This is a genomic window from Rhodococcus sp. JS3073 (genome assembly GCF_026810085.1).
Lineage (GTDB): Bacteria > Actinomycetota > Actinomycetes > Mycobacteriales > Mycobacteriaceae > Rhodococcus_F > Rhodococcus_F wratislaviensis.
This window is the reverse complement of sequence record NZ_CP113951.1, coordinates 5,004,605-5,024,857: the sequence shown is the minus strand read 5'-3', so window position 1 is coordinate 5,024,857 and position 20,253 is coordinate 5,004,605. Positions and strand designations below refer to the sequence as shown.

General features: G+C 66.8%; 15 protein-coding genes. 7 read left to right on the top strand and 8 right to left on the bottom strand.

Features of this window, described 5'->3' with window-relative positions; translation table 11 throughout:
- Positions 1-36 precede the first annotated feature (36 nt).
- Positions 37-1,467: an aldehyde dehydrogenase gene (locus OYT95_RS22660; RefSeq protein ID WP_268789145.1), complete on the top strand. Its 1,431-nt coding sequence runs from the start codon at positions 37-39 to the stop codon at positions 1,465-1,467.
- A 55-nt stretch (positions 1,468-1,522) separates the two neighbouring features.
- Here the strand turns inward: OYT95_RS22660 and OYT95_RS22655 are convergent, their stop codons facing one another.
- Positions 1,523-2,602, bottom strand: coding sequence for a LuxR C-terminal-related transcriptional regulator (locus OYT95_RS22655; RefSeq protein WP_268789144.1), 1,080 nt, complete (start codon positions 2,600-2,602; stop codon positions 1,523-1,525).
- 148 nt (positions 2,603-2,750) lie between these two features.
- Positions 2,751-3,122, bottom strand: coding sequence for a nuclear transport factor 2 family protein (locus OYT95_RS22650; RefSeq protein WP_235214617.1), 372 nt, complete (start codon positions 3,120-3,122; stop codon positions 2,751-2,753).
- Positions 3,123-3,395: 273 nt separating this feature from the next.
- On the opposite strand from OYT95_RS22650, the gene OYT95_RS22645 reads away from it, so the two are divergent.
- From OYT95_RS22645 to OYT95_RS22625, 5 genes are all read left to right on the top strand, one after another.
- A complete protein-coding gene (locus OYT95_RS22645) occupies positions 3,396-4,415 on the top strand; it encodes an ABC transporter permease (protein ID WP_268789143.1) in 1,020 nt (339 codons plus the stop codon).
- Between the two features lie 62 nt (positions 4,416-4,477).
- Complete coding sequence (locus OYT95_RS22640) at positions 4,478-5,548, top strand: sugar ABC transporter substrate-binding protein (RefSeq protein WP_268789142.1); 1,071 nt, start codon at positions 4,478-4,480, stop codon at positions 5,546-5,548.
- Between the two features lie 13 nt (positions 5,549-5,561).
- Entirely contained in the window at positions 5,562-7,754 is a 2,193-nt protein-coding gene (locus OYT95_RS22635) for an ABC transporter permease (RefSeq protein WP_268789141.1), read from the top strand.
- Positions 7,751-8,836 (top strand): hypothetical protein, encoded by a 1,086-nt coding sequence (locus OYT95_RS22630; RefSeq protein WP_268789140.1) that lies wholly within the window; start codon positions 7,751-7,753, stop codon positions 8,834-8,836. The genes OYT95_RS22635 and OYT95_RS22630 overlap by 4 nt, the downstream gene beginning before the upstream one ends.
- An 11-nt stretch (positions 8,837-8,847) precedes the next feature.
- Complete coding sequence (locus OYT95_RS22625) at positions 8,848-10,362, top strand: sugar ABC transporter ATP-binding protein (RefSeq protein WP_268789139.1); 1,515 nt, start codon at positions 8,848-8,850, stop codon at positions 10,360-10,362.
- A gap of 1,385 nt (positions 10,363-11,747) precedes the next feature.
- Here the strand turns inward: OYT95_RS22625 and OYT95_RS22620 are convergent.
- From OYT95_RS22620 to OYT95_RS22595, 6 genes are read right to left on the bottom strand one after another with little or no spacing between them, the layout of a single operon-like run.
- Positions 11,748-12,902, bottom strand: coding sequence for a CaiB/BaiF CoA transferase family protein (locus OYT95_RS22620; RefSeq protein WP_268789138.1), 1,155 nt, complete (start codon positions 12,900-12,902; stop codon positions 11,748-11,750).
- On the bottom strand, positions 12,899-13,690 hold the full coding sequence (locus OYT95_RS22615) for an enoyl-CoA hydratase/isomerase family protein (protein ID WP_268789137.1): 792 nt from the start codon (positions 13,688-13,690) through the stop codon (positions 12,899-12,901). Before OYT95_RS22615 ends, OYT95_RS22620 begins: the two co-directional genes overlap by 4 nt.
- 51 nt (positions 13,691-13,741) lie before the next feature.
- A complete protein-coding gene (locus OYT95_RS22610; RefSeq protein ID WP_268789136.1) occupies positions 13,742-14,863 on the bottom strand; it encodes a CaiB/BaiF CoA transferase family protein in 1,122 nt (373 codons plus the stop codon).
- A 25-nt stretch (positions 14,864-14,888) separates the two neighbouring features.
- Positions 14,889-16,055 carry an acyl-CoA dehydrogenase family protein gene (locus OYT95_RS22605; protein WP_268789135.1) on the bottom strand — a complete coding sequence of 389 codons (1,167 nt, stop codon included), beginning with the start codon at positions 16,053-16,055 and terminating at the stop codon, positions 14,889-14,891.
- 10 nt (positions 16,056-16,065) lie between these two features.
- Positions 16,066-18,015, bottom strand: coding sequence for an AMP-binding protein (locus OYT95_RS22600; RefSeq protein ID WP_268789134.1), 1,950 nt, complete (start codon positions 18,013-18,015; stop codon positions 16,066-16,068).
- A gap of 51 nt (positions 18,016-18,066) precedes the next feature.
- Positions 18,067-18,531 (bottom strand): MaoC family dehydratase, encoded by a 465-nt coding sequence (locus tag OYT95_RS22595; RefSeq protein ID WP_037229976.1) that lies wholly within the window; start codon positions 18,529-18,531, stop codon positions 18,067-18,069.
- A gap of 208 nt (positions 18,532-18,739) precedes the next feature.
- Between OYT95_RS22595 and OYT95_RS22590 the strand changes: the two genes are divergently transcribed.
- Entirely contained in the window at positions 18,740-20,071 is a 1,332-nt protein-coding gene (locus OYT95_RS22590; RefSeq protein ID WP_268789133.1) for an MFS transporter, read from the top strand.
- The last annotated feature ends 182 nt before the right edge of the window (positions 20,072-20,253 follow it).

Genomic DNA, 20,253 nt, shown 5'->3' with positions numbered 1-20,253 from the left:
ACGACACTCGACAGCACGCCGATTCCAGGAGTCCTCATGACATGCGACCACGACCACCATTTCATCAACGGCCGACGGGAGCGCGCCCACTCGGCGGACCGCATCCCGGTGATCAATCCGGCCACCGAGGAGCAGTTCGCGTCCATCGCTGACGGCGACGCGTCCGACGTCGACGCCGCGGTGACCGCGGCTGCAGTGGCCGGCGAGAAGTGGGCGGCGCGCACGCCGGCCGAGCGCGCCGGTTACCTGCGAAGTCTGGCCGATGCCTTCGAAGCGCGCAGCGACGAGATGTCGGCTCTGGTCACGCGTCAGAACGGAACGCCGATCAGCATCTCCCGCGCCATGCAGAGCCAGGTTCCGGTCGCCTACCGGTACTTCGCGTCGTTGGCCGACGATCTCGAAACCGAGACACTGGTCGAGACCGCGAGTGGCGACGCGGTGCTGCGCCGCGACCCCGTCGGCGTGGTGGGCGCCATCACGCCGTGGAACGGGCCGCAACCGTTGATCGCCTGGAAATTGGGTCCGGCGTTGGCCGCCGGCTGTACCGCGGTGATCAAGCCCGCACCGGAGACCTCCCTGGATGCCCTCGTCTTCGCCGAGATCCTCGATGCCGCCGGCATTCCGGAGGGCGTGGTCAACATCGTCACCGGTGGCCGCGAAACCGGTGCTGCCCTCGTCTCGCACCCGGGCGTGCACAAGGTGGCATTCACCGGTTCGACGGTCGCGGGTAAGGCGATCGCGGCCGAATGCGGCAAGCAACTCAAGCACGTCACGCTCGAACTCGGCGGCAAGTCGGCGGGAATCCTGCTCGACGACGTCGACCTGGACGCGTTCAGACCACTCACGATGTCCGCGTGCGCGCCGAACACCGGCCAGACGTGCCGAGCGTTGACCAGAGTGCTGGCGCCTTCGTCTCGGTACGACGAGATCGTCGAGATGCTCGGCGCCACACTGAGCGCCATTCCGCAGGGTGATCCGACGGATCCGGCCAACTTCTTCGGACCACTCGTGAACGCGACGCAACGCGACCGAGTCGAGTCGTACATCGAACTCGGCCGCAGCGAAGGCGCCGAGGTCGTCATCGGCGGTGGGCGTCCCGCGAAGCTCGATCGCGGTTACTACGTGGAGCCGACGATCTTCCGTAATGTCACGAACGACATGCGCGTTGCTCGTGAGGAGATCTTCGGGCCGGTGCTCGTCGTGATGCCGTACGACACGATCGACGAGGCGATCGCCATCGCAAACGACTCCGACTACGGATTGGGCGGCGGCGTGTTCTCACCCGATCGAGATCGGGCAACCGAGGTTGCACGCCGGATCGTGACCGGCAGCGTCGGGGTGAACACGTCGACTCTCCCGATCGAGACGCCGTTCGGAGGTCTGAAGAACAGCGGTATCGGACGCGAACTGGGTCCCCAGAGCCTGGACGCCTATCTGGAATACAAGACCATCTTCCGCAGCAGGTGACGCGGAGACGGTGATCGAACCGGTTCCCGGGGCCGGTTCGTTCCGGGACCCGACATCATCGTCTCAGCCAATAAGCCACGGCTTCAGCACGATTCGACGCATTGAGCTTACGCAGGATGTGGGTGATGTGGGTCTTGACGGTCCCCTCGGAGATCGACAGCTTTCGGGCAATCGATCGATTGGCATCGCCTGCCGCCATGAGCTCGATGACGTCCACCTCACGGCTCGACAGCACGGGGTGGCGTGGGTCGCTCATCGTGATCTGGGGCGGTGCAGCGATCTTCACGTCACTCACCAACCGGGTCATCCCTTCGCTGAGCGAGGCCAGTCCCTCCAGAACCGAGACTCGTGCCAACGTGTGACTCAACCCCTCTGCATAGAGGTTGAGCACCGCACGGTCGGTGGCGTCGACGTCGCGAGCCGGATAGTGACTGTCGGCGTGGACGAGACCGATGACCTTGCCGTGCGAACGCAACGGAGCCACGATGTACGACGTGCACCCGGACATCGAGACCAGTTGCCGATTCACCCGGGGATTGTTCTGAACGTCGAACACCAGCCCGGAGCGGGCTCGATCGACCACGTCCGACTCGATGATGGAGCCGTCGAGTTTCGGTGGATCCTGGCGGCCGGCCGCAACCATGTCCCGGGCCAGTCGGGGGTCCCGCTCGATGAACATCGAATGCAGGTTCCACGTCGCATCACCGATGGTGGAGACGAGCGCGCGATCGAACCCGATGGTGCACGCCTCGGCCGCGGCTCGAGACAGAAGCTCGTTCGCGGTCGACACGACCTGTAAGCGGCCGAGTGCCCGGCGTATCCGCCGCATGGTTTCGACACCGTCTGCGACGCGGGCGTCCTCGACCCGCGACTCCAGGTCGCGGATACGGCCGAGGAAGCCGGTCAGCTCGGCGAGACGAGGCGGCGTGGGGCCCGCCGCGGGCCGATTCATTTCAACCACCACGCAGTCCCACACATGCGCCAGGAGCCGCTTCGCGGACGACACGTGCGCGCACTCGGCGACGGAGATGCTGCACTCCAGGGCGTCGCCGGCAGCGATTCCCAGTTCGCGAATCTGCGCGGTGACGTCTGCGTCGAGCTCCACGTCACTGCGTCGTGTATCAGGGGAAGTCATACTCATCGGCACCACTCCAAGACGGGGCCTACATCATATACAAATATGATGCGTGACACACCCCGGGTTTGCCGAATGCCCGGCGCGCAGTCCGCGCGCCCGGCACTCGTTCGCCGATCAGGCTATTGCTCTCCGGGATACGGCGATTTCAGGGCTGGATACCCATCTCCGGGCCGATGTACTCCCGAACTCGAACGGCCTTACCGTCACGCGCCTCGACGATTTGCACGAGGTGCAACTTGACCTCCTGGCCGCCCATCTCCAGTTCGACGGACGCCTCGTTGAAGAAGCCCTTTTCGGTGAAAGTGATGCCCTCGGGGCGGAAGTCCGGCACGGGCCCGTCGCCGGCGCGTTCGTACACGGCGGCGACTGCCTCGGACACCGAGACCCACTTGTCGTCGGCGCTGTGCCACACGGGGCAGTCCTCGACGCAGATCTCGAGGAACAGGTCGATGTTCGCCAAGGCCTTGACCCAGTTCTCCGAGAGTTCGATGGTTGCCTGGTCTGGGGTGCTGCTCATCTGTGGTCGGACCTTCCTGTCGGTTTCGCTGCAGGTGATCTGCGTCACCCATGCTGCCCGCGCGTGAACCGATCGAGTGTCCAGATATCTGGACACTGCCCCGAAGCCGGGATCGTCCATAAGTCGTAGTGGGAATCCGACCGCAGGCAGATGTAGGCGCACTACGCCATTCGCCACACTGGCTCGACCGATATGACACAGATCACCGACTCGATCTGTTCACCTCCGCCTCGTTGCGGTCGACACCCATATCCGAATCGACACAGGAGTCTCATGACTACGGCAACAGTGGCGGCCGAGCCGAGCCGAGTAACGCTCCGCGGCCGCCTGGGCGGCTTCGACCAGGCGTATCTGGTCCTCGGCATCACCGTGCTACTCGCACTGGTCGGCGGCGCGACAACGACCAACTTCCTGACCACCGGAAACCTCACCAGCATCCTGAGTCTGTCCGCAGCGTTCGGCATCCTCGCCGTCGGCGAGGCGATCGTGATCCTGGGCAAGGGTTTGGACCTGTCCGTAGCGGGGATCGGTCTCGGCTGCGCGCAGGCCACGTTGGCACTGATGAGCACGGGTATGCCCGAGTGGCAGGCCATCGGGCTGATGGTCGGCCTTGCTGTGGTCATCGGCCTCGTCAACGGCGTGATCATCGCCTTCCTCAACGTGCCCGCACTGTTCGTGACGCTCGCGACCGGCATGCTGGTGATCGGCGGTATCGACATTCTCGTCCTCACCCAGAACGTCTACAGCGTTCCCGGATCGTCGCTACTCGCGGCGATCGGCGGCGGTTCGGCGCTCGGGGTCCCGCGTCCCGTGATCATCGCGGGATCGGCCTTCCTGGTCGCCTGGCTGTTCATTTCGTACACGTCCCCGGGACGCCTGATCCGCGCCATGGGGGACAACTTCGACACCGCCCGAGCGTCGGGCGCCCCGGTCCGGCCGCTGCAGATCCTCACCTACGTGATCTCGGCACTGCTCGCCGCTGTGGCCGGCTACGTCACGGTGTCCATTCAGGGAAGCGTGCAGACAACCATCACATCCTTCGATCCGATCCTGTTCACCGCCCTCACGGTGGTGGTGATCGGCGGCGTGTCGCTGTCCGGCGGCCGGGGAACCATCCTCGGTGTCCTCGCCGGTGCGATCTTCGTCGGAATCCTCAACAACCTGTTGGTACTTCACGGGCTGAGCACCGCCGTCCAGGACCTCATCCGGGGAGCAGTACTCATCTCGGCGATCGCGTTCGACGCATGGCTGCACCCGCGGAACGAGGAGACCGAGAAATCCGGCGAACTATGACACCCCCTCGGAAAACCATCACTCACACAAGCTCTTCCGGCCACCAGAAGGAATCGAGAACCATGAAGACGATGAAGGAGATCGCCGCGTGCATCATGGCGGTGGCGGCCACCGTCGCCGTCGCGGGGTGCACGGTCAACAGTGGTACTGCCGCCACTCAGTCCGAGGGAGGCGAAAAGGCGTTCGGTACCAACGTCGAACTGCTCCCGGCGCGACAGACGGCACTCGACGCGATGCAGGGCAAGAAGATCGCCTTCGTGCCGATTCTCTACAAGGGTTACCAGTTGACCGAGAACTGGGGCACGACGATGCAGCGTACGTTCGACAACCTGGGAGCGGAGTTCACGGTCTACGACTCGAACTTCAGTAGCGACCGAATGCTCAGCACCATCAACGATCTGATCGCCCGCAAGGCGGCCGACGTGTTGATCCTCCAGAACCAGGATCAGGGCCTACTCGACAGCGTCATCGACCAGGCGGCGAAGGCGGGCATCTACACGGTGGTGCTCAACATGATGTCCAACCGGCTCGGAGACGCCTTCGTCGGAGTCGACGTCTACGGTGCCGCGAAGTCGATCGCGGGCCGTGCCGTCGAGGACTGCGAAAAGCGCAACGCCCCCAAAACGATCTCGATCATCGATGGTCCCGGCAACGACCCGGCATCGATCCTCTGGAATCAGGGCATCAAGGACGCGGTGGAGCCGCTGGGCTACAAGGTTCTCGTCAACCACTCGCAGTTCCAGAACGCGCAAGCGCAGGCGGCCGCCGAATCGGTGATCCAACAGCAGGGCGAGCTGTGTGGCTTCATGGTGACGTTCGACCTCAACTCGATCACCGTCGGGCAGACGGTCAAGGCCGCGGAGTCGCGGGGACAGGTGCAGCCCGGATCGATCGGCGTCTACACCCTCGATGCGGACAGCAACTGGTGCGACGCACTGAGGCAGGGACTGGTGACCGCGTCGGCGGCCTACGACGTCCAGGGCATCGGTGCCGCGGGCGCCGCGGCGGCCCAGAACCTGATCTTCGACGGCGCACAGCCCGGTGCCACCAACTCGGTCGCCTACGTCTCGAGCACAGTGGTCGACAGAACCAACGTCGACCAGACCACGATCGCCTGCTACACGAGCCAGTAGGGACCGATATCTGATGACAACGACGACTACTTTGCGCCGCAGCGGCTTCGGTCCGCTTCGCCGCGGCATCGATGCCTTCCCCCTGACCGGGGGCCGGCGGTCCGATCGCATCGCGCGGTTCCGCACGATCTCCGACCTGTTCGAGAAGCGGTGGATGGAGGGCGCCGTCCCACTCGCGCTGGCACTCGCGCTGTGCGCGTATGTCCTGGCAACGACGAACGTCGGCGCCGCCAACGCGCCGCTCATCCTCAACGAGTTGTCCGAGTACGGCCTGCTCGCACTCGGCCTGACGCTCGTCCTCGTCGGCGGCGGCATCGACCTGTCGATCGGATCGATGGTGGGCGTCTGCGCGCTCGGCGCCATGGTCGCCGACCGGGTCTGGATGTGGCCGACCGCGGTCGTCGTCCCGGCGGCGATCGTGCTCGGGGCGTTACTCGGGTCGGTCAACGGGTACCTCATCGCCTATCGGCGGATGCGTCCGTTCATCACCACCCTCGTCACACTCATCGCGTTCGGCGGGGCGGCATCTGCACTGCAGAACGCCTACAGCACCAAGATCGGCATCGGCAAGCAGTCGCTCGTATGGGACTTCTTCAGCAACGGCACGATCATCGGGATACCCACCGAGTGGTTCCTCTTCGCGGTTGCACTGATCGTCGCGCACCTGGCACTGACGCGCTCACGTTGGGGCTGGTGGGTGACGGCGACCGGATCCGACCGGCGCTCGGCGCGTCGTAACGGCATTCCGGTTACCGCCGTGACCTTCTGGACGTATGTCCTGTCCGGCGCGTTGGCCGGCACCGCTGCGATCCTGACGTCGGCACGACTCGGTCGTACCGATCCCAACATCGGAAGGGGTTGGGAGATCATCGTGCTGACCGCGGTCGTCCTCGGTGGGGTGAGCCTGAAGGGCGGGCGTGGTTCGGTACTCCGTGCGACGGTCGGCGTCGTCGTGGTTGCCATCATCCAGCAGGCCACTGTCGCCGAGGGCGCCCAGGGGTCCTACTACACGGTTATTCTCGCGGCCGTGCTGCTGGTGTTCACGATCCTCGATCTGCAGTGGGGGAAGTACCGGCAGCGGGCGGTCGAGAAGCTGAAGATCGACCCGGCCCGCCTGTCCCTCGGCCCGCTCGTCGACGTCAACGAACCGGGCACCGTCTGGTCGCTGAACCGGCGGCTCACCGACGCGCCGCCGGTCGGCCTCGGCAAGATCCGGGGAGCAGAGGACTGCGCGGTCGACTCGGACGGCAACGTGTACTGCGGTGACCAGCGCGGCTGGGTGTGGCGGTTCCGCGGCATCGACGACACCGAGGGCGAGATCTTCTCCCGCACCGGCGGATTCCCGTGCGGACACGTCTGGGATGCGGAAGGGCGCCTCGTCGTCGCTGTGGGCGGCATGGGTATCTACCGCATCGGGAACGACGGTGAACCCGAGCTCGTCGCCAACAAGGTCACGCGCAGTCCCCTGTCGCTGATCGATGATTCGGGCCTGCGCGCCATCGATGATCTCGACGTCGCTCCGGATGGCTCGATCTACGCGTCCGACTTCTCCACGCGGACAAACACGGCCGACTTCCTGCTCGAGCTCGTCGAGTTCCGGCCGAACGGCCGGGTCATCCGCGTCACTCCCGACGGGAAGACCGAGGTGGTCGTGTCCAACTACGTCTTCCCCAACGGCATCTGCACCGCCCACGACGGCGAATCGATCCTCATCGCGAGTACCGGCCTGTGTCGCGTCGATCGGCTCTGGATCTCCGGACCGAAGACGGGACAACTCGAACCGGTACTTGAGAACCTGCCCGGCTACCCGGACAACATCAACCGGTCGTCGGACGGAAACTACTGGATGCCGTTGTGCGCGATGCGCACCCAGATGTCCGATCTTCTCGGGAAGTACCCCGCGGTCCGCCGCCGGATGACCCGCGAGGTGTCCGTGGACAACTGGGTGGTGCCGCAGCTCAACGTCTCGTGCGTGATCAAGTTCAGCGACCGCGGCGAGATCCTGTCGGTGCTCTGGGACGAATCGATGGAGAACTATCCGATGGTCACCGCGGCGAAGGAACGCGACGGTGCGCTCTACCTGTGCGGCGTCAGCAACAACCGTATCGGCCGGCTGGAACTCGACCCGAGTGAAGTCGGCACCATCGATCCCTCGGCAGTGCCGGGGACCGCTCGCACGCGCACTCCCGAGGAGGTAACCCGATGAGTTCGACCCTGAGCACCCTCAGAGAATGGATCAACCCGAATCGGGGCAGGCACCGCACCGTGCCGCCGATGGACACCGGGCTGCGCCCCAATCTCCGGCTGGACGAGGCAACGGAACTCTTGCCTCCCGGGCGGTACGAGCCCGACGACGTGGTGATCACCCCGTCCGGCGCTGCGGCTTTCAGCAGTGGCAACGTCGTGTTCGACTGCCACGACGGTGAGGTCGGCCTCCGCGCAGAGTTCTCCGGCAGGGTTGCGGCCCTCGCGGCCGTCGGCGACGCGGTCGTCGCCGCGGTCGAGGGTCGCGGGCTCTGTGCGATCTCACCGTCCGGTGCGGTCGCGGAGATCTGCACGGACCGGTCGGTCACCTCGTGCGTGACCGCGCTGACGGGGACTCCCGACGGCGCCCTGCTCGTGGCCGTCGGCTCGACCGCCGGGCAGTCCGCGGAGTGGGCACGTGCCCTGGTCACCGGCGACAGGTCCGGACAGATCGTGCAGGTGGACGGAGACCGGGCGCGGGTAGTTGCCGAAGGCTTGGCATGGCCGTCGGGGATCGGCATGGCCTCCGACCGCGACGTGCTCGTGTCCATCAGTCTGGAGCACAGTGTCGAACTGCGCGAACTCGCGGCGCTCGGCGACCGGGGGCGCATCGTGACGGCGAACCTCCCGATCTACCCCGGTCGGGTGAGCGTCGCCGACGACGGCTACTGGTTCGCCGCGCCGTATGTACGCAACCGGGTCACCGAGATGCTGCTCGACGAACCCGAGGTGCTCGCCGAGATGATCGGCACGATCAGCCGCGACGAATGGTTCGTCCCGCGCCTGCACAGTGAGGATCCCTTCACCGAGACGATGCAGATGGGACAGCTGCGGGTGCTCGGGGTCGTGAAGAGCTGGGCGCCTGCCCGCTCCTGCGGGCTGGTGTTTCGCATGGACCGCACGGGTCGGGTCGTCGAGAGCGCTCATGCCCGCGTCGACAGCAGCCGTCACGGCGTCACCGGTGTCGCCGTCCGGAACGGACAAGTGATCGCCGCGGCGCGCGGGCACGGAAATCTGCTGAAACTACAAGCCCACAAGAGATGAGGATGGCAACGATGTCAGAGGTAGCGAGTGGCTCATCCGCCGCACCGGTGATCCGGTTGACGAACGTCGGCAAGAGCTACAAGGGAACCCACGCGCTCGCCGGAGTCGACTTCGATGTCCGCCCGGGCGAGGTCCACGCCGTACTGGGCGAGAACGGTGCCGGGAAGTCGACGATGGTGAAGATCATCTCGGGCGCGGTGGCGCACGACACCGGCACTCTGGAGATCTCCGGGCGGGCACGAACGTTCGCGACACCGCGCGAATCGGTGGAAGCCGGTGTGGCGATGGTCTACCAGGAAGGGTCGCTAGTCGAGTCGATGACGGTCGCCCAGAATCTGTTCATGGGTGACGAGAAAGTGTTCAACAACCTCGGGCACCTCAACGTCATTGCCCGAGAACTACTCGAATCGCACAACTTCCACATCCGACCCGACGTGGCAGCCGGTTCACTCGGGGTAGGCCAAAAGCAGATGGTGGAGATTGCCCGCGCGGTCCATCGAAATGCGAACCTGGTGATCCTCGACGAACCGACCGCATCGGTGACACCCGAGGAACGGCTGCAGTTGTTCATGTCGATGCAGAGTCTCGCGCGGCGCGGGATCGGCGTCATCTTCATCACCCACATTCTCGACGAGGCATTCGAGCAGGCCGATCGCATCACCGTCCTGCGTGACGGCGTAGTCCAGGGGACCCTGACGAAACCGGAGTTCACCCACGACCGGGTGGTCAAGATGATGGTGGGCCGCACCGTCGAGATGGGACGCGTGCCGCCGGGCCGCACACCGGAACCGACGCCGACGCTGCAGGTCGAGGACCTGACACTACTGCCCGCTGTGCGCAACATGGCGTTCTCCGCCTATGCGGGTGAGATCGTCGGCCTCTACGGGCTGGTCGGTGCGGGGCGCAGCGAGGTCGCCATGATCATCAGCGGCATCACGAAGCGTCGTCGCCTCCGCGGTGGCACGGTGCAACTCAACGGAAAACCGGTCCGCTTCCGAACACCGCGGCACGCGCGGCGAGCCGGCATCGTCTACATCACCGAAGATCGCAAAGCCGCCGGCTTCTTCAGCCATCTGACAATCGCGGACAACATCTATCTCGGCCACCTGTGCAGCGCGCTCCGCCTGCCGTTCCTGTTCCGCCCCCGCGTCCGGAAGACGGTGGCGCAGCGGTTCGTCCACCAGTTCGAGGTCCGCACCCTCGCGCCCGAAAAGGCCACCCTCGAGGAGTTGAGCGGCGGAAACCAGCAGAAGGTCGTACTCGCCAAGGGGCTGACCCGCAAGCCACTGGTCGCGATAATCGACGAGCCCACCCGCGGTGTGGATCTGGGCACGATTCCGGAAATTCACGCGATGATTCGCGCTCTCGCCGACGACGGAGTCGCGGTGGTGGTCATCTCGTCCTACCTGCCCGAGATCCAGTCGCTGTCCGATCGGGTGCTGGTCGCACGCGCGGGCAGCATCGCAGCCGAGTTCTCGCCGGAGGAAGCCGACGAGGAGAGCCTGATGTTCGCGGCGGTGCACTGACGCGCGGCGCCGCGACCTCCGTCACGACACGCGTTCGATGAGATTCACCTTGACGTGGTCCGGTCGCGCGAGGGTGCCGTCGGGCACGAGCTCGACCACCGCCTTGACGCCCAGAGCCCGACCGGACCCGCTGCTCGATCGACGACCGCAGGTCGTCCTGCTGCTCGGTACCGAGCCCGTCGGAATACTCCACGACCAGCATGAGCGGCTTCTGCGTCGAATGCCCCTCGAAGTCGACGCGGATCCGCATCTCGCCAGTGGTGGCCGGCGCCAGCTCCGAGACCAATTGCTTGACCGCGGAAGGAAAGAGGTTGATGCCGCGCACGATCAGCATGTCGTCGGTCCGGCCGACGCACCGCACCTTGTACCCGGTACGGCCACATGCGCAGTCGGTGCCGGTGACCACCACGTGGTCGCGGGTGCGGAACCGCAGCAGAGGCGACGCCTGCCTGCGGAGCGCCGTGTACACCAACCCGCCCCGCGCGCCGGCCACGGGCTCGACGATCTCGTCGGTCTCCGGATCGATCAGCTCGGCCACCATCAAGTCCGGGGAGAGGAAGTGCATTCCGTCACCGGCCTCGCACTCGCCCCAGTAGATGCAGGCGATGTCGGTGCCGCCGAGCATCTCCCGCGACGTGGCGCCCCACAACGATTCGAGCTTGCCGCGTACGGCGGGCAGCCCGCCACCGGGCTCGCCGCCCACACTGATGGCGCGCACACCCAGATCCCGGGCCCGCAGGCCGAGGATCGCCGGTGCCTGCTCGGCCAGATACGCCAAGAAGTTCGGCGTGCCGATCAGGGCACTCGGCCGCTGATCCGCCTGCACACGCAGGAGCCGCTCCGCGCCCGCCTCCGCGCCGATCGGAATGTCGACGATGCCCATGTACTGCGCCATCTGCACGACGGGGATCCCGCCGACGAAGCCCTTACTCATTCCGAACCCGTGCAGCAACCGGTCGCCGGGTCGAAAACCGTTGGCGTACAGGGCCCGCGCCCCGAGCTCGGACCAGACGTCGATGTCGCGGCGCGTCAACCCAACGTAGGACGGGCTGCCGGTGGTGCCCGACGACGCCTGGATCTGCACGATGTCGGCGGCCTCGGCCGCGACGTGGTTGCCCAGCGGCGGCGTGGCCGCCAGGCTGTCCCGCAGTTCCTGCTTCTCGGTGAACGGCAGGCCCGCGAGGTCCTCCACCGTCCGCACCCGGGTGACGTCGACGGAATGCTCGGCGAACTTCGCCTGGTAGAAATCGCTGCGGGCGGCGAGGTAGTCGAGTTGCTCGCGCAGCCGACGGTTCTGCAGATCCGCAGCGTCGCCGGGCGCGAGCGACTCGACCGCGCTCCAGTGCCGTGCCGAATGGGGAACAGCCATGGTGCGATCCCTCTTCCTACTCGAATTCGGCCCGGATGGCGTCGGTGTGCGCGCCGAGAGCGGGCACCGCGCCGCTGCGCACCGGCCAGCCGTCGGCCACCGCGGGCGGCAGCAGCGCCGGCACCGGGCCGGACGGGGTACCCACTTCGCGCCACCGTCCGCGCTCGACAAGCTGCGGGTGCTCGGCCAGGTCGCGCACGGTGTTGAGCCGGGCGTTGCCGATCCCCGCGGCGTCCGCCGTCTTCTGGATCTCCGCCAGCGTGTGCTCCGCGCACCACGCCCCCACGACCGCGTCCAGTTCGTCCCGCGCCTCGACGCGATTGTCGTTGTGCGCGTATCGCGGTTCGTCGGCGAGCTCCGGTCGGCCGATCATCTCGGCGAGACGTCGCCACTCGCGGTCGTTGGTCGTCCCGAGCACCGCGGTCTGCCCGTCGGAGGTGGGGTACGCGCCGTAGGGCGCGATCATCGGTGAGCCCATGCCGACCGGCACCGGCTCGGTGCCGGCGTGGATGACCTGATTGAGGGCGAACCCCATCATCTCGGCGACGGTGTCGAGCATGGCGATCGGGATGACGGCTCCCCGCCCGGTCCGTTCCCGGTCGTAGAGCGCGGCCAGCACCGCGGAGTACGCGTACAGCGCCGTGCCGACGTCGGCCACCGGGATGCCCGGCTTGGCCGGATGTCCCGGTGCGCCGGTGATGCTGCAGGATCCGCCCTCCGCCTGGATGAGCAGGTCGTACGCCCGCTTGTGGTCGAGGGGACCACCCTTCCCATAGCCGGAGATGTCGACCACGATCAGTCGCGGGAAGTCACGCGAGAGGTCCCGGGTACCGATCCCCAGCCGGTCGAGCGCGCCGGGCGCGAGGTTGCTGACCACGACGTCGGCGGTGGCGAGGATGTTCCGGAAGGTCCCCATGTCGGCTGCGGACTTGAGGTCCAGCGCCGCCGACTCCTTGCCGTGGTTCAGCCACGTGAAGTGCGCGGACATCCCGCCGACCACGGAGTCGTACGCGCGCGTCGAGTCGCCGAAGCCCGGGGCCTCCACCTTGATCACGCGGGCCCCGAGGTCCGCGAGGTGACGCGTGCAGAGCGGCGCCGAGATCGCCTGCTCCAGCCCGACGACGGTGATGCCGGCGAGCGGCCCCTGGGTTTCCTGTTCGGTTCCGGTCACGAGAACTTCGGCTCCCGCTTCTCGCGGTGCGAGGACACACCCTCGACCACGTCGGGACCGCCGAAGCCGTAGAACTCCAGCCCCAGCGACGCGTCGAAGATCGGCATCGCCTGCCGGTACCAGCCGTTGAGGGCCATCTTGGTGCCCTGGATGCCGGCCCGAGAGCCGGCGGCCAGCTTCCGCGCGATCTCCATCGCCCGGTCCTGCACCTGGTCGTCGTCGACGCACAGCGAGACCATGCCGATCCGCTCCGCCTCCTCGCCGGTGAGCACCTCGTTGGTGAGCAGGTGGTACTTGGCCTTCGCCATGCTCGTCAGCAGCGGCCAGCAGATGGCTGCGTGGTCGCCGGCTGCGACACCCAGCCGGACGTGGCCGTCGACGATCTTGGTGCGGCGGCCCGCGACGGAGATGTCGGCCAGCAGAGCGGCCACCAGGCCGGCACCGGCAGCCGGTCCGTTGATCGCAGAAATGATCGGCTGCGGGACCTCGATGATGTTGCGCACCAGGTCGCGTGCCTCACGCATCACCCGGGTCCGCGACGAGTAGTCGCCGATCATGGCCTCGACGAGATCGAAGCTGCCTCCTGCCGAGAACGCACGCTCACCGGCGCCGCGAATGACCACGGCGCGAACCGACTGGTCGAGACCGATCACCGGCCAGATGTCGGCCAGCTCGCGGTGCGCGTCCGGGCCCACCGCGTTGAGGTTCGGCCCGTCCAGCACGATGCGGAGAATGCCTTCTTCCGGGCGGTCTACCTTCACGGACTTGAAGTCCTCGTAGCTGGTCACTGTGCTTCCTTCCTGGAAATTCTCGGGTCGATCGGTGCGCCGGCGGTTCGGTCAGTCGCCGAGACCCCACCGCGACGCGACGTCCGTGGTCGCGACGGTGCCCGCCCGCGGGATCTCGGGTTCGCGAGCGGGTGTGCCGCTGAAACGCGGCGCGGGCATCGGATGCAGGACACCGCCGACGGTCCGGTACACGCCGCGCTGGGTGTTGTGGGGATCCACGGCGGCCTCGTCGAACGTGAGCACCGGGGTGACGCAGGCATCGGTACCCGCGAACACCTTCTCCCATTCGTCGCGGGTGCGGCGCTCGACCGCGTCGCCGATGAGCTTGCGCAGATGCGGCCACGCTGCGCGATCGTTCTGGTCGGGCCAGTCGGCGGTATCGACGCCGAGCCGCGAGGTGAACTCGCGGTAGAAGTCGGGTTCGAGCGCGCCGACAGCGATGTAGCCGCCTTCCGCGCACCGGTAGGTGTCGTAGAACGGTGCTCCGGAGTCGAGGAAGTTCGTCCCCGGATCGTCCGAGTAGAGGCCCGCGGCGCGCAGGCCCTGCAACTTGGCGGTCAGGGCCGCGACACCGTCGACCATCGCCGCGTCGATCACCTGCCCCCGCCCCGTGCGGGCGGCGGAGACCAGGGCGCACGCAATGCCGTACGCGCCCATGGCTCCGCCTGCCGCGTAGTCACCGAGGAGGTTGATCGGCGGGCGCGGCGCACTGTCGGACCGTGCCATGGCGTGCAACGCGCCGGACTGCGCGACGTAGTTGATGTCGTGTCCGGCGTCCCGCGAACGGGGCCCCGTCTGTCCGTAGCCGGTCAGCCGCACGTAGACGAGGCGCTCGTTGCGTGCCATCACCTCGTCCGGGCCGAGCCCGAGGCGTTCGGTCACGCCGGGCCGGTATCCCTCGATGAAGATGTCCGCGGCTTCGGCCAGGCGCAGCACACTCTCGCGTCCGGCCGGGTCCTTGAGGTCGACGGCCACCGCGTCGACGCCCCGGTTGACCACGTCGACTTCCTCGGTCAGACCGTCCGTCTGGCTGAGGGCGCGGGCCGACCGGTTCGGTGGCCGCACCACCCGCACCACGTCGGCTCCCATGTCGGCGAGCAGCATCGAGACGTACGGCACCGGGCCCATTCCCGCGAGCACCAGTGCCCGGACTCCAGCCAGCGGACCGGTCATCGTCACACTCCTTCGTCGGTGGGGCTCAGTACGACCGCGGCAGGCCGAGCACCTGCTGCGAGACGTAGTTGCGCACCATCTCCTGCGAGAACGGCGCGTTGCGCAGGAGGCGCACCTCCCGCCACAGCCGCTCGATGTGGTACTCCTTGGCGTACGCGTAGCCGCCCAGCGTCGAGAACACCCGGTCGCACGCTTCGAAGCCGGCCTCGGCGCCGAGGTACTTCGCTGCCGCGGCCTCGTGCCCGCACTCCTGCTTGTCGTCGAACAGTTTCGCGGCGTGCATCGCCATCCGCTCGGCGGCCTCGAGACGGATCCACGAGTCCGCGAGCGGGTGAGCGACGGCCTGGTTCTGGCCGATCGGGCGATCGAACACCACCCGGTTCTTGGCGTACTCGGTGCCGATCTCGAGGGCCGCGCGGCCGAGGCCGATGCCCTCCATCGCGACGACGATACGTTCGGGGTTGAGTCCGTCGATGATGTAGTAGAAGCCCTTGCCGACCTCGCCGACCACGTCCTCGTCGGCCACGAACAGGTTGTCGATGAACAGTTCGTTGGTGTCGATGGCCGCACGACCGAGCTTGTCGATCTCGCGGATCGTGACGTGCTTGGGGTCGAGTTCGGCGAAGAAGATCGTCATCCCGGCCAGTGGCTTGTTTTCGTCACGCGGGCTCGTGCGGGCCAGTAGCAGGATGCGGTGTGCGTTCTGGGCGTTGGTGATGAACACCTTCTGGCCGTTGATGACCCAGCCGCCGTCGACCTTGGTCGCCTTCGTCTTGATGCGGGACGTGTCGACACCTGCGGTCGGCTCGGTGATGCCGAACGCGGTGAGCATCTCACCCGAGGCCAGCTTGGGGAGATACTTCTTCTTCATCTCCTCCGAGCCGTACCGGACGATCGGCGCCGGGGGGAAGACGTAGAAGTGGATCGCCGAGCCACCGCTCATGCCGCCGCCGGAGGACGCGATCTCGCCCATCATCACGGCGGCCTCCTGCAGGCCCAGTCCGATCCCGCCGTACTCCTCCGGGATCATCGCGCCGAGCCAGCCCCCGTCCGCGAACGCCTTGATGAAATCCCACGGGTATTCGTGCTTGTTGTCCTTGTCGAGCCAGTAGTTGTTGTCGAACTTCCGTGCCAGCTCGCGAGTCGCCTTGCGGACGATCTCGATGTTGCTTTCGTTGTCGAAATCTGCCATCTCAGTACTCCTAGTCTTCGCCCGCGTACACGGGAATGTCCTCGAGCGGCGTCGCCGGGTCGAGCGACGACATGTCGCCGATCGGGGCACCGATGAACCGCGACCGGATGGCGCGGCGCATGATCTTTCCGTTCTTCGTCTTCGGCAACGTCGGCACCGCATAGACCTCGGGCGCAAAGGATTTGCCCGCGTTCGCCAACGCTGTCGCCTGCAGGTCGTCGTTGTCGACGCCGTCGGCGCGCAGAACCGCGAACGCCACCGCACGCTGACCGCGCATCTCGTCGGGCACGCCGATCACCGCGACCTCCGTGATCCGGTTGTCACGCAGCAGGGCCGCCTCTATCTCGGCCGGCCCCACGCGGCGCCCGGAGAGCTTGATCGTGTCGTCCGAGCGGCCGTGGATCCGCCACATGCCGGCAGCATCGACGCTCGCGAGGTCGCCGTGCACCCAGACCCCGTCCCATCGACTCCAGTAGGTGTCCAGGTAGCGGTCCCGGTCCTGCCAGAACGCGTGCGTCATCCCGGGGAACGTGTTGAGCACCGCGAGTTCGCCGATCTGGCCGACGACGGGCTTGCCGTCCTCGTCGAGGACCGCCGCATCGACGCCGGGCAGTGGCCCGGTGAACGCCGCCGGTGCGGCGGGAAGGAACGGGTAGCCGACGAGGATGCCGCCACCGACCTCGGTGCCGCCGCTGTAGTTGACTATCGCGCGCTCTCGCCCGCCGACCTCGTCGAACAGCCAGAACCAGGTCGGCTCGTCCCAGGCCTCGCCGGTGGAGACGAACGTCTTCAGGGTCGGCATCGCCGGAGCGCTGCCGTCGCCCGCCGCCTTGAGTGCGCGTGCCGCCGTCGGCGCGATGCCCTGCACGGTGACGCCGTTACGGTTCACGATCTCCCACATACGATTCGGTGTGGGATGGATGGGCAGGCCCTCGATCATCACGATGGTCGCGCCGAGCTGCAGCGGGCCGGTCATGAGCATCGGGCCCACGAGCCAACCGAGGTCGGTGATCCAGGAGACCACGTCGTCGGCGTGCACGTCGAAGCCGTAGGCGAAGTCGACCGCGGTCTTGGCCGCGAAACCGCCGTGCGAGTGCACGATTCCCTTCGGCCTGCCCGTGGTGCCGGACGTGTAGACGATGGCCAGCGGGTCGTTCGACTCGGTCTCCGCGGTCGGCACCGGCTCCGGATCGGCTGCCAGTTCGTCGTAGTAGACGTCGCGGCCTTCCTGCATCGGCACGTCGGCTCCCAGGTGCCGGATCACCACGACGGAACGCACCGTCGGCGCCTGCGCCAGTGCGACGTCCGCGGTCGCCTTCATCGCGACGACCTTGTCGCGGCGCGTCGTGCCGTCGGCGGTCACCAGGAGGACGGCGTCCGAATCCTGCAGTCGCGTGGCCAGGGCGTCGGGCGCATATCCGCTGAACGTGGGCACCGCGACCGCGCCGATCATCGCGATCGCGAGGAACGCCACGGCGGCCTCGGGCACGACTGGCATGAACAGCACCACCCGGTCGCCGCGGCGCACTCCCAGGCCCGCGAGGTGCGCCGCGAATCGGCTCACCTCCGCCGCGAGCTCCGCGAAGGTCAGCGTGCGCCGCTGTCCCCCGTCGCCCTCGTAGACCACCGCGGTCTTGCCGGCGAGGTCACCGCGGGCGTGCCGGAGGGCCGCCAGTTCGGCGACGTTGATCCGGCCGCCCGGGAACCATCTCGGGAATTCCTTGCCCTCGGACTCGTCGAGAACCCGGTCGAACGGCACCGAGAACTCGACGTCGAGGTCGGTGAGCGCCTCGCGCCAGAACCACTCGGGATCGGCGACGGCGCGGCGGCCCAGCTCGGTGACGGCGGCGGCATCGTCGCCGAAGCCCCAGCTCTTCATCGCTGCGAGCAGCCTCGCGCGCTCGCGCACCGCGGGGCCGGGAACCCAGGCCATCTCCTCGGGCTGGCTACTGATGCCCATTTCCGTGTTCTCCTCGTCTGGGGCGGTCGATCGTCCGGTCGGGATGTGCGATCAGGCCTGCGCGTCGGCCGACTTCTTGAGCATCAGGCCGACGCGGGTGGCGTCGCACACGATCTCGTCGCGCTGGTTGATGCCGTAGTGGCGGAAGGTGACGATTCCGGAGTCGTTGCGGCTCTTGGACTCCCGCGCGGACACGATCTCGGTACGCACGTGGATGGTGTCACCGTGGAACACCGGCTTGGGGAACTTGATCGAGTCGAAGCCGAGGTTGCCGAGGGTGGTCCCGTACGTGGTGTCGTGCATCGAGATACCGGCAACGAGGCCGAGGAGGAACAGGCTGTTCACCAGACGCTGCCCGTGGATGGAGTCCTTGCTGTACTCCGCATCCAGGTGGAGCGGCGCCATGTTCAGGGTCATCGTGCTGAACAGGACGTTGTCGGTTTCGGTCACGGTGCGGCGCACCTCGTGATCGATGACCATTCCCGGTGCGAATTCCTCGAAGTACAGACCCGGCATGTGACGTCCCTTTCTCTCGAGCGACGACGAGTGCTCTCGGTCGCTGCAGTTCGTAGCCTCACTCTAAGTGAAATATATTATGCATGCAAGGACGGATGTTTAGTGCTTGATGCATTGCGCAACCTCCGCCACGCGTGAATAGTATATGATGCATAACACACAGCGTTGATGGTGTGATCTCGACGACAAGACTGAAGGGCACCCTTACGTGAACAACACCGAAGAACACCTCATAACCGACCCCGTGCCCACGAAAGCCCCTCGGTCCGAACCGGAAACCGAACCTCGCAAGCTGACCGCGTGGGGCATCACGGGAATGCTCGTGGTGCTGTACCTCATGAACGCATCCGACAAGGCAGTGTTCGGCCTCATCGCTCAACCGCTCAGCGAGGACCTCGGGCTCAGCGCGTCACAGATCGGCTTCACCGGCAGCATGTTCTTCCTCGCCTTCAGCTTCGGCGGCTTCTTCGCGGGACCGATCAACAAGGTTCTCGCGCTCCGGTGGTCCATCGCGATCATCGCCGTGCTGTGGGGCGTTGTCATGCTGCCGCTCGTCGTGTGGTCGACATTCGCGGTGCTGCTCGCGAGCCGGATGCTCCTCGGGCTCACCGAGGGGCCCACATCCGGTTTGCTGCACACCGCCGCCTACTCCTGGCATGCGCCCGCCAAGCGGGGGCTCCCGAGCGCGCTCATTATCAGTGGAAGCATGCTGGCCAAGATGGCCGTCGTCCCGATTCTCGCGCTCGTGGTGGCCGAGTACGGGTGGCGCGCAGCAATCATCGTGCTCAGTTGCGCGACCGCGTTCTGGTGCGTCCCGTGGCTGCTGACCTGGCGGCCGGGACCGTATGTCGTCGGCGGGAAGCACACATCGACGGAAGACACCGACAGCGAGCCGGCGGTCGCTTGGCGGCGTCTGCTCACGTCGAGGACCTTCGTGTCCGCCGTTCTCGTCGCGATGAGCGCCTACGCGCTCATGACCGTCGTGCTCACCTGGCTGCCGTCGTACTTCGAGCAGGGTTTGGGATATTCACGGCTCGAGTCGGGCACCCTGTTCGCTGCGCCGAGCTTCGTCGGGCTCGCGACGCTCGTCGGCGGCTCCTGGCTGAGCGACCGCGGGATCAGCCGCGGCCTGTCGATCCGCCTCGTCCGAGTGGTCGTGCCGTGCGTCGGCGTCATCGTCGCCGGTGTGTTGCTGCTGAGCCTGCCGGCCCTCGGATCTCCGCTCCTTGCGGTCTGCGCGGTGTCGGTGGCGTACGGGCTGGTGGTCGCGGTGTTCCCGCTGCTCAATGCCGCGGTGATCGCGACGTGCCCGCCCCGCCAGACAGCAGGCGTCATCGGCGCCTTCTTCGCGATCCAGGCAATCGGCGGGATCATCGGACCGTGGGCGATGGGGATCGTCGTCGACGCCTCGGCGACGAAGATCGACGGGTACCAGGCGTCGTTCCAATGCCTGGGCATCGTGGGTGCCGTCGTCGCGGTTCTCGCACTGATTCTCGCCGACCCGGCGCGGGATCGCGAACTCCTCCGCGTCACCCGCTGACCCACAGCGATCGGTTGTGTGCCCGGTACTTCTGACAGTTGACAGAAGTACCGGGCACACGCGTCTGCCCATTCGATTGCCCCAGGCCGACTCGCAATATATTATGTTTGAATCCTCGTCGATCGATCGGAGCGCGTCCTGATGACTGGATCGCACGCGGCGCCGGGTGCCACCCCTGAGGA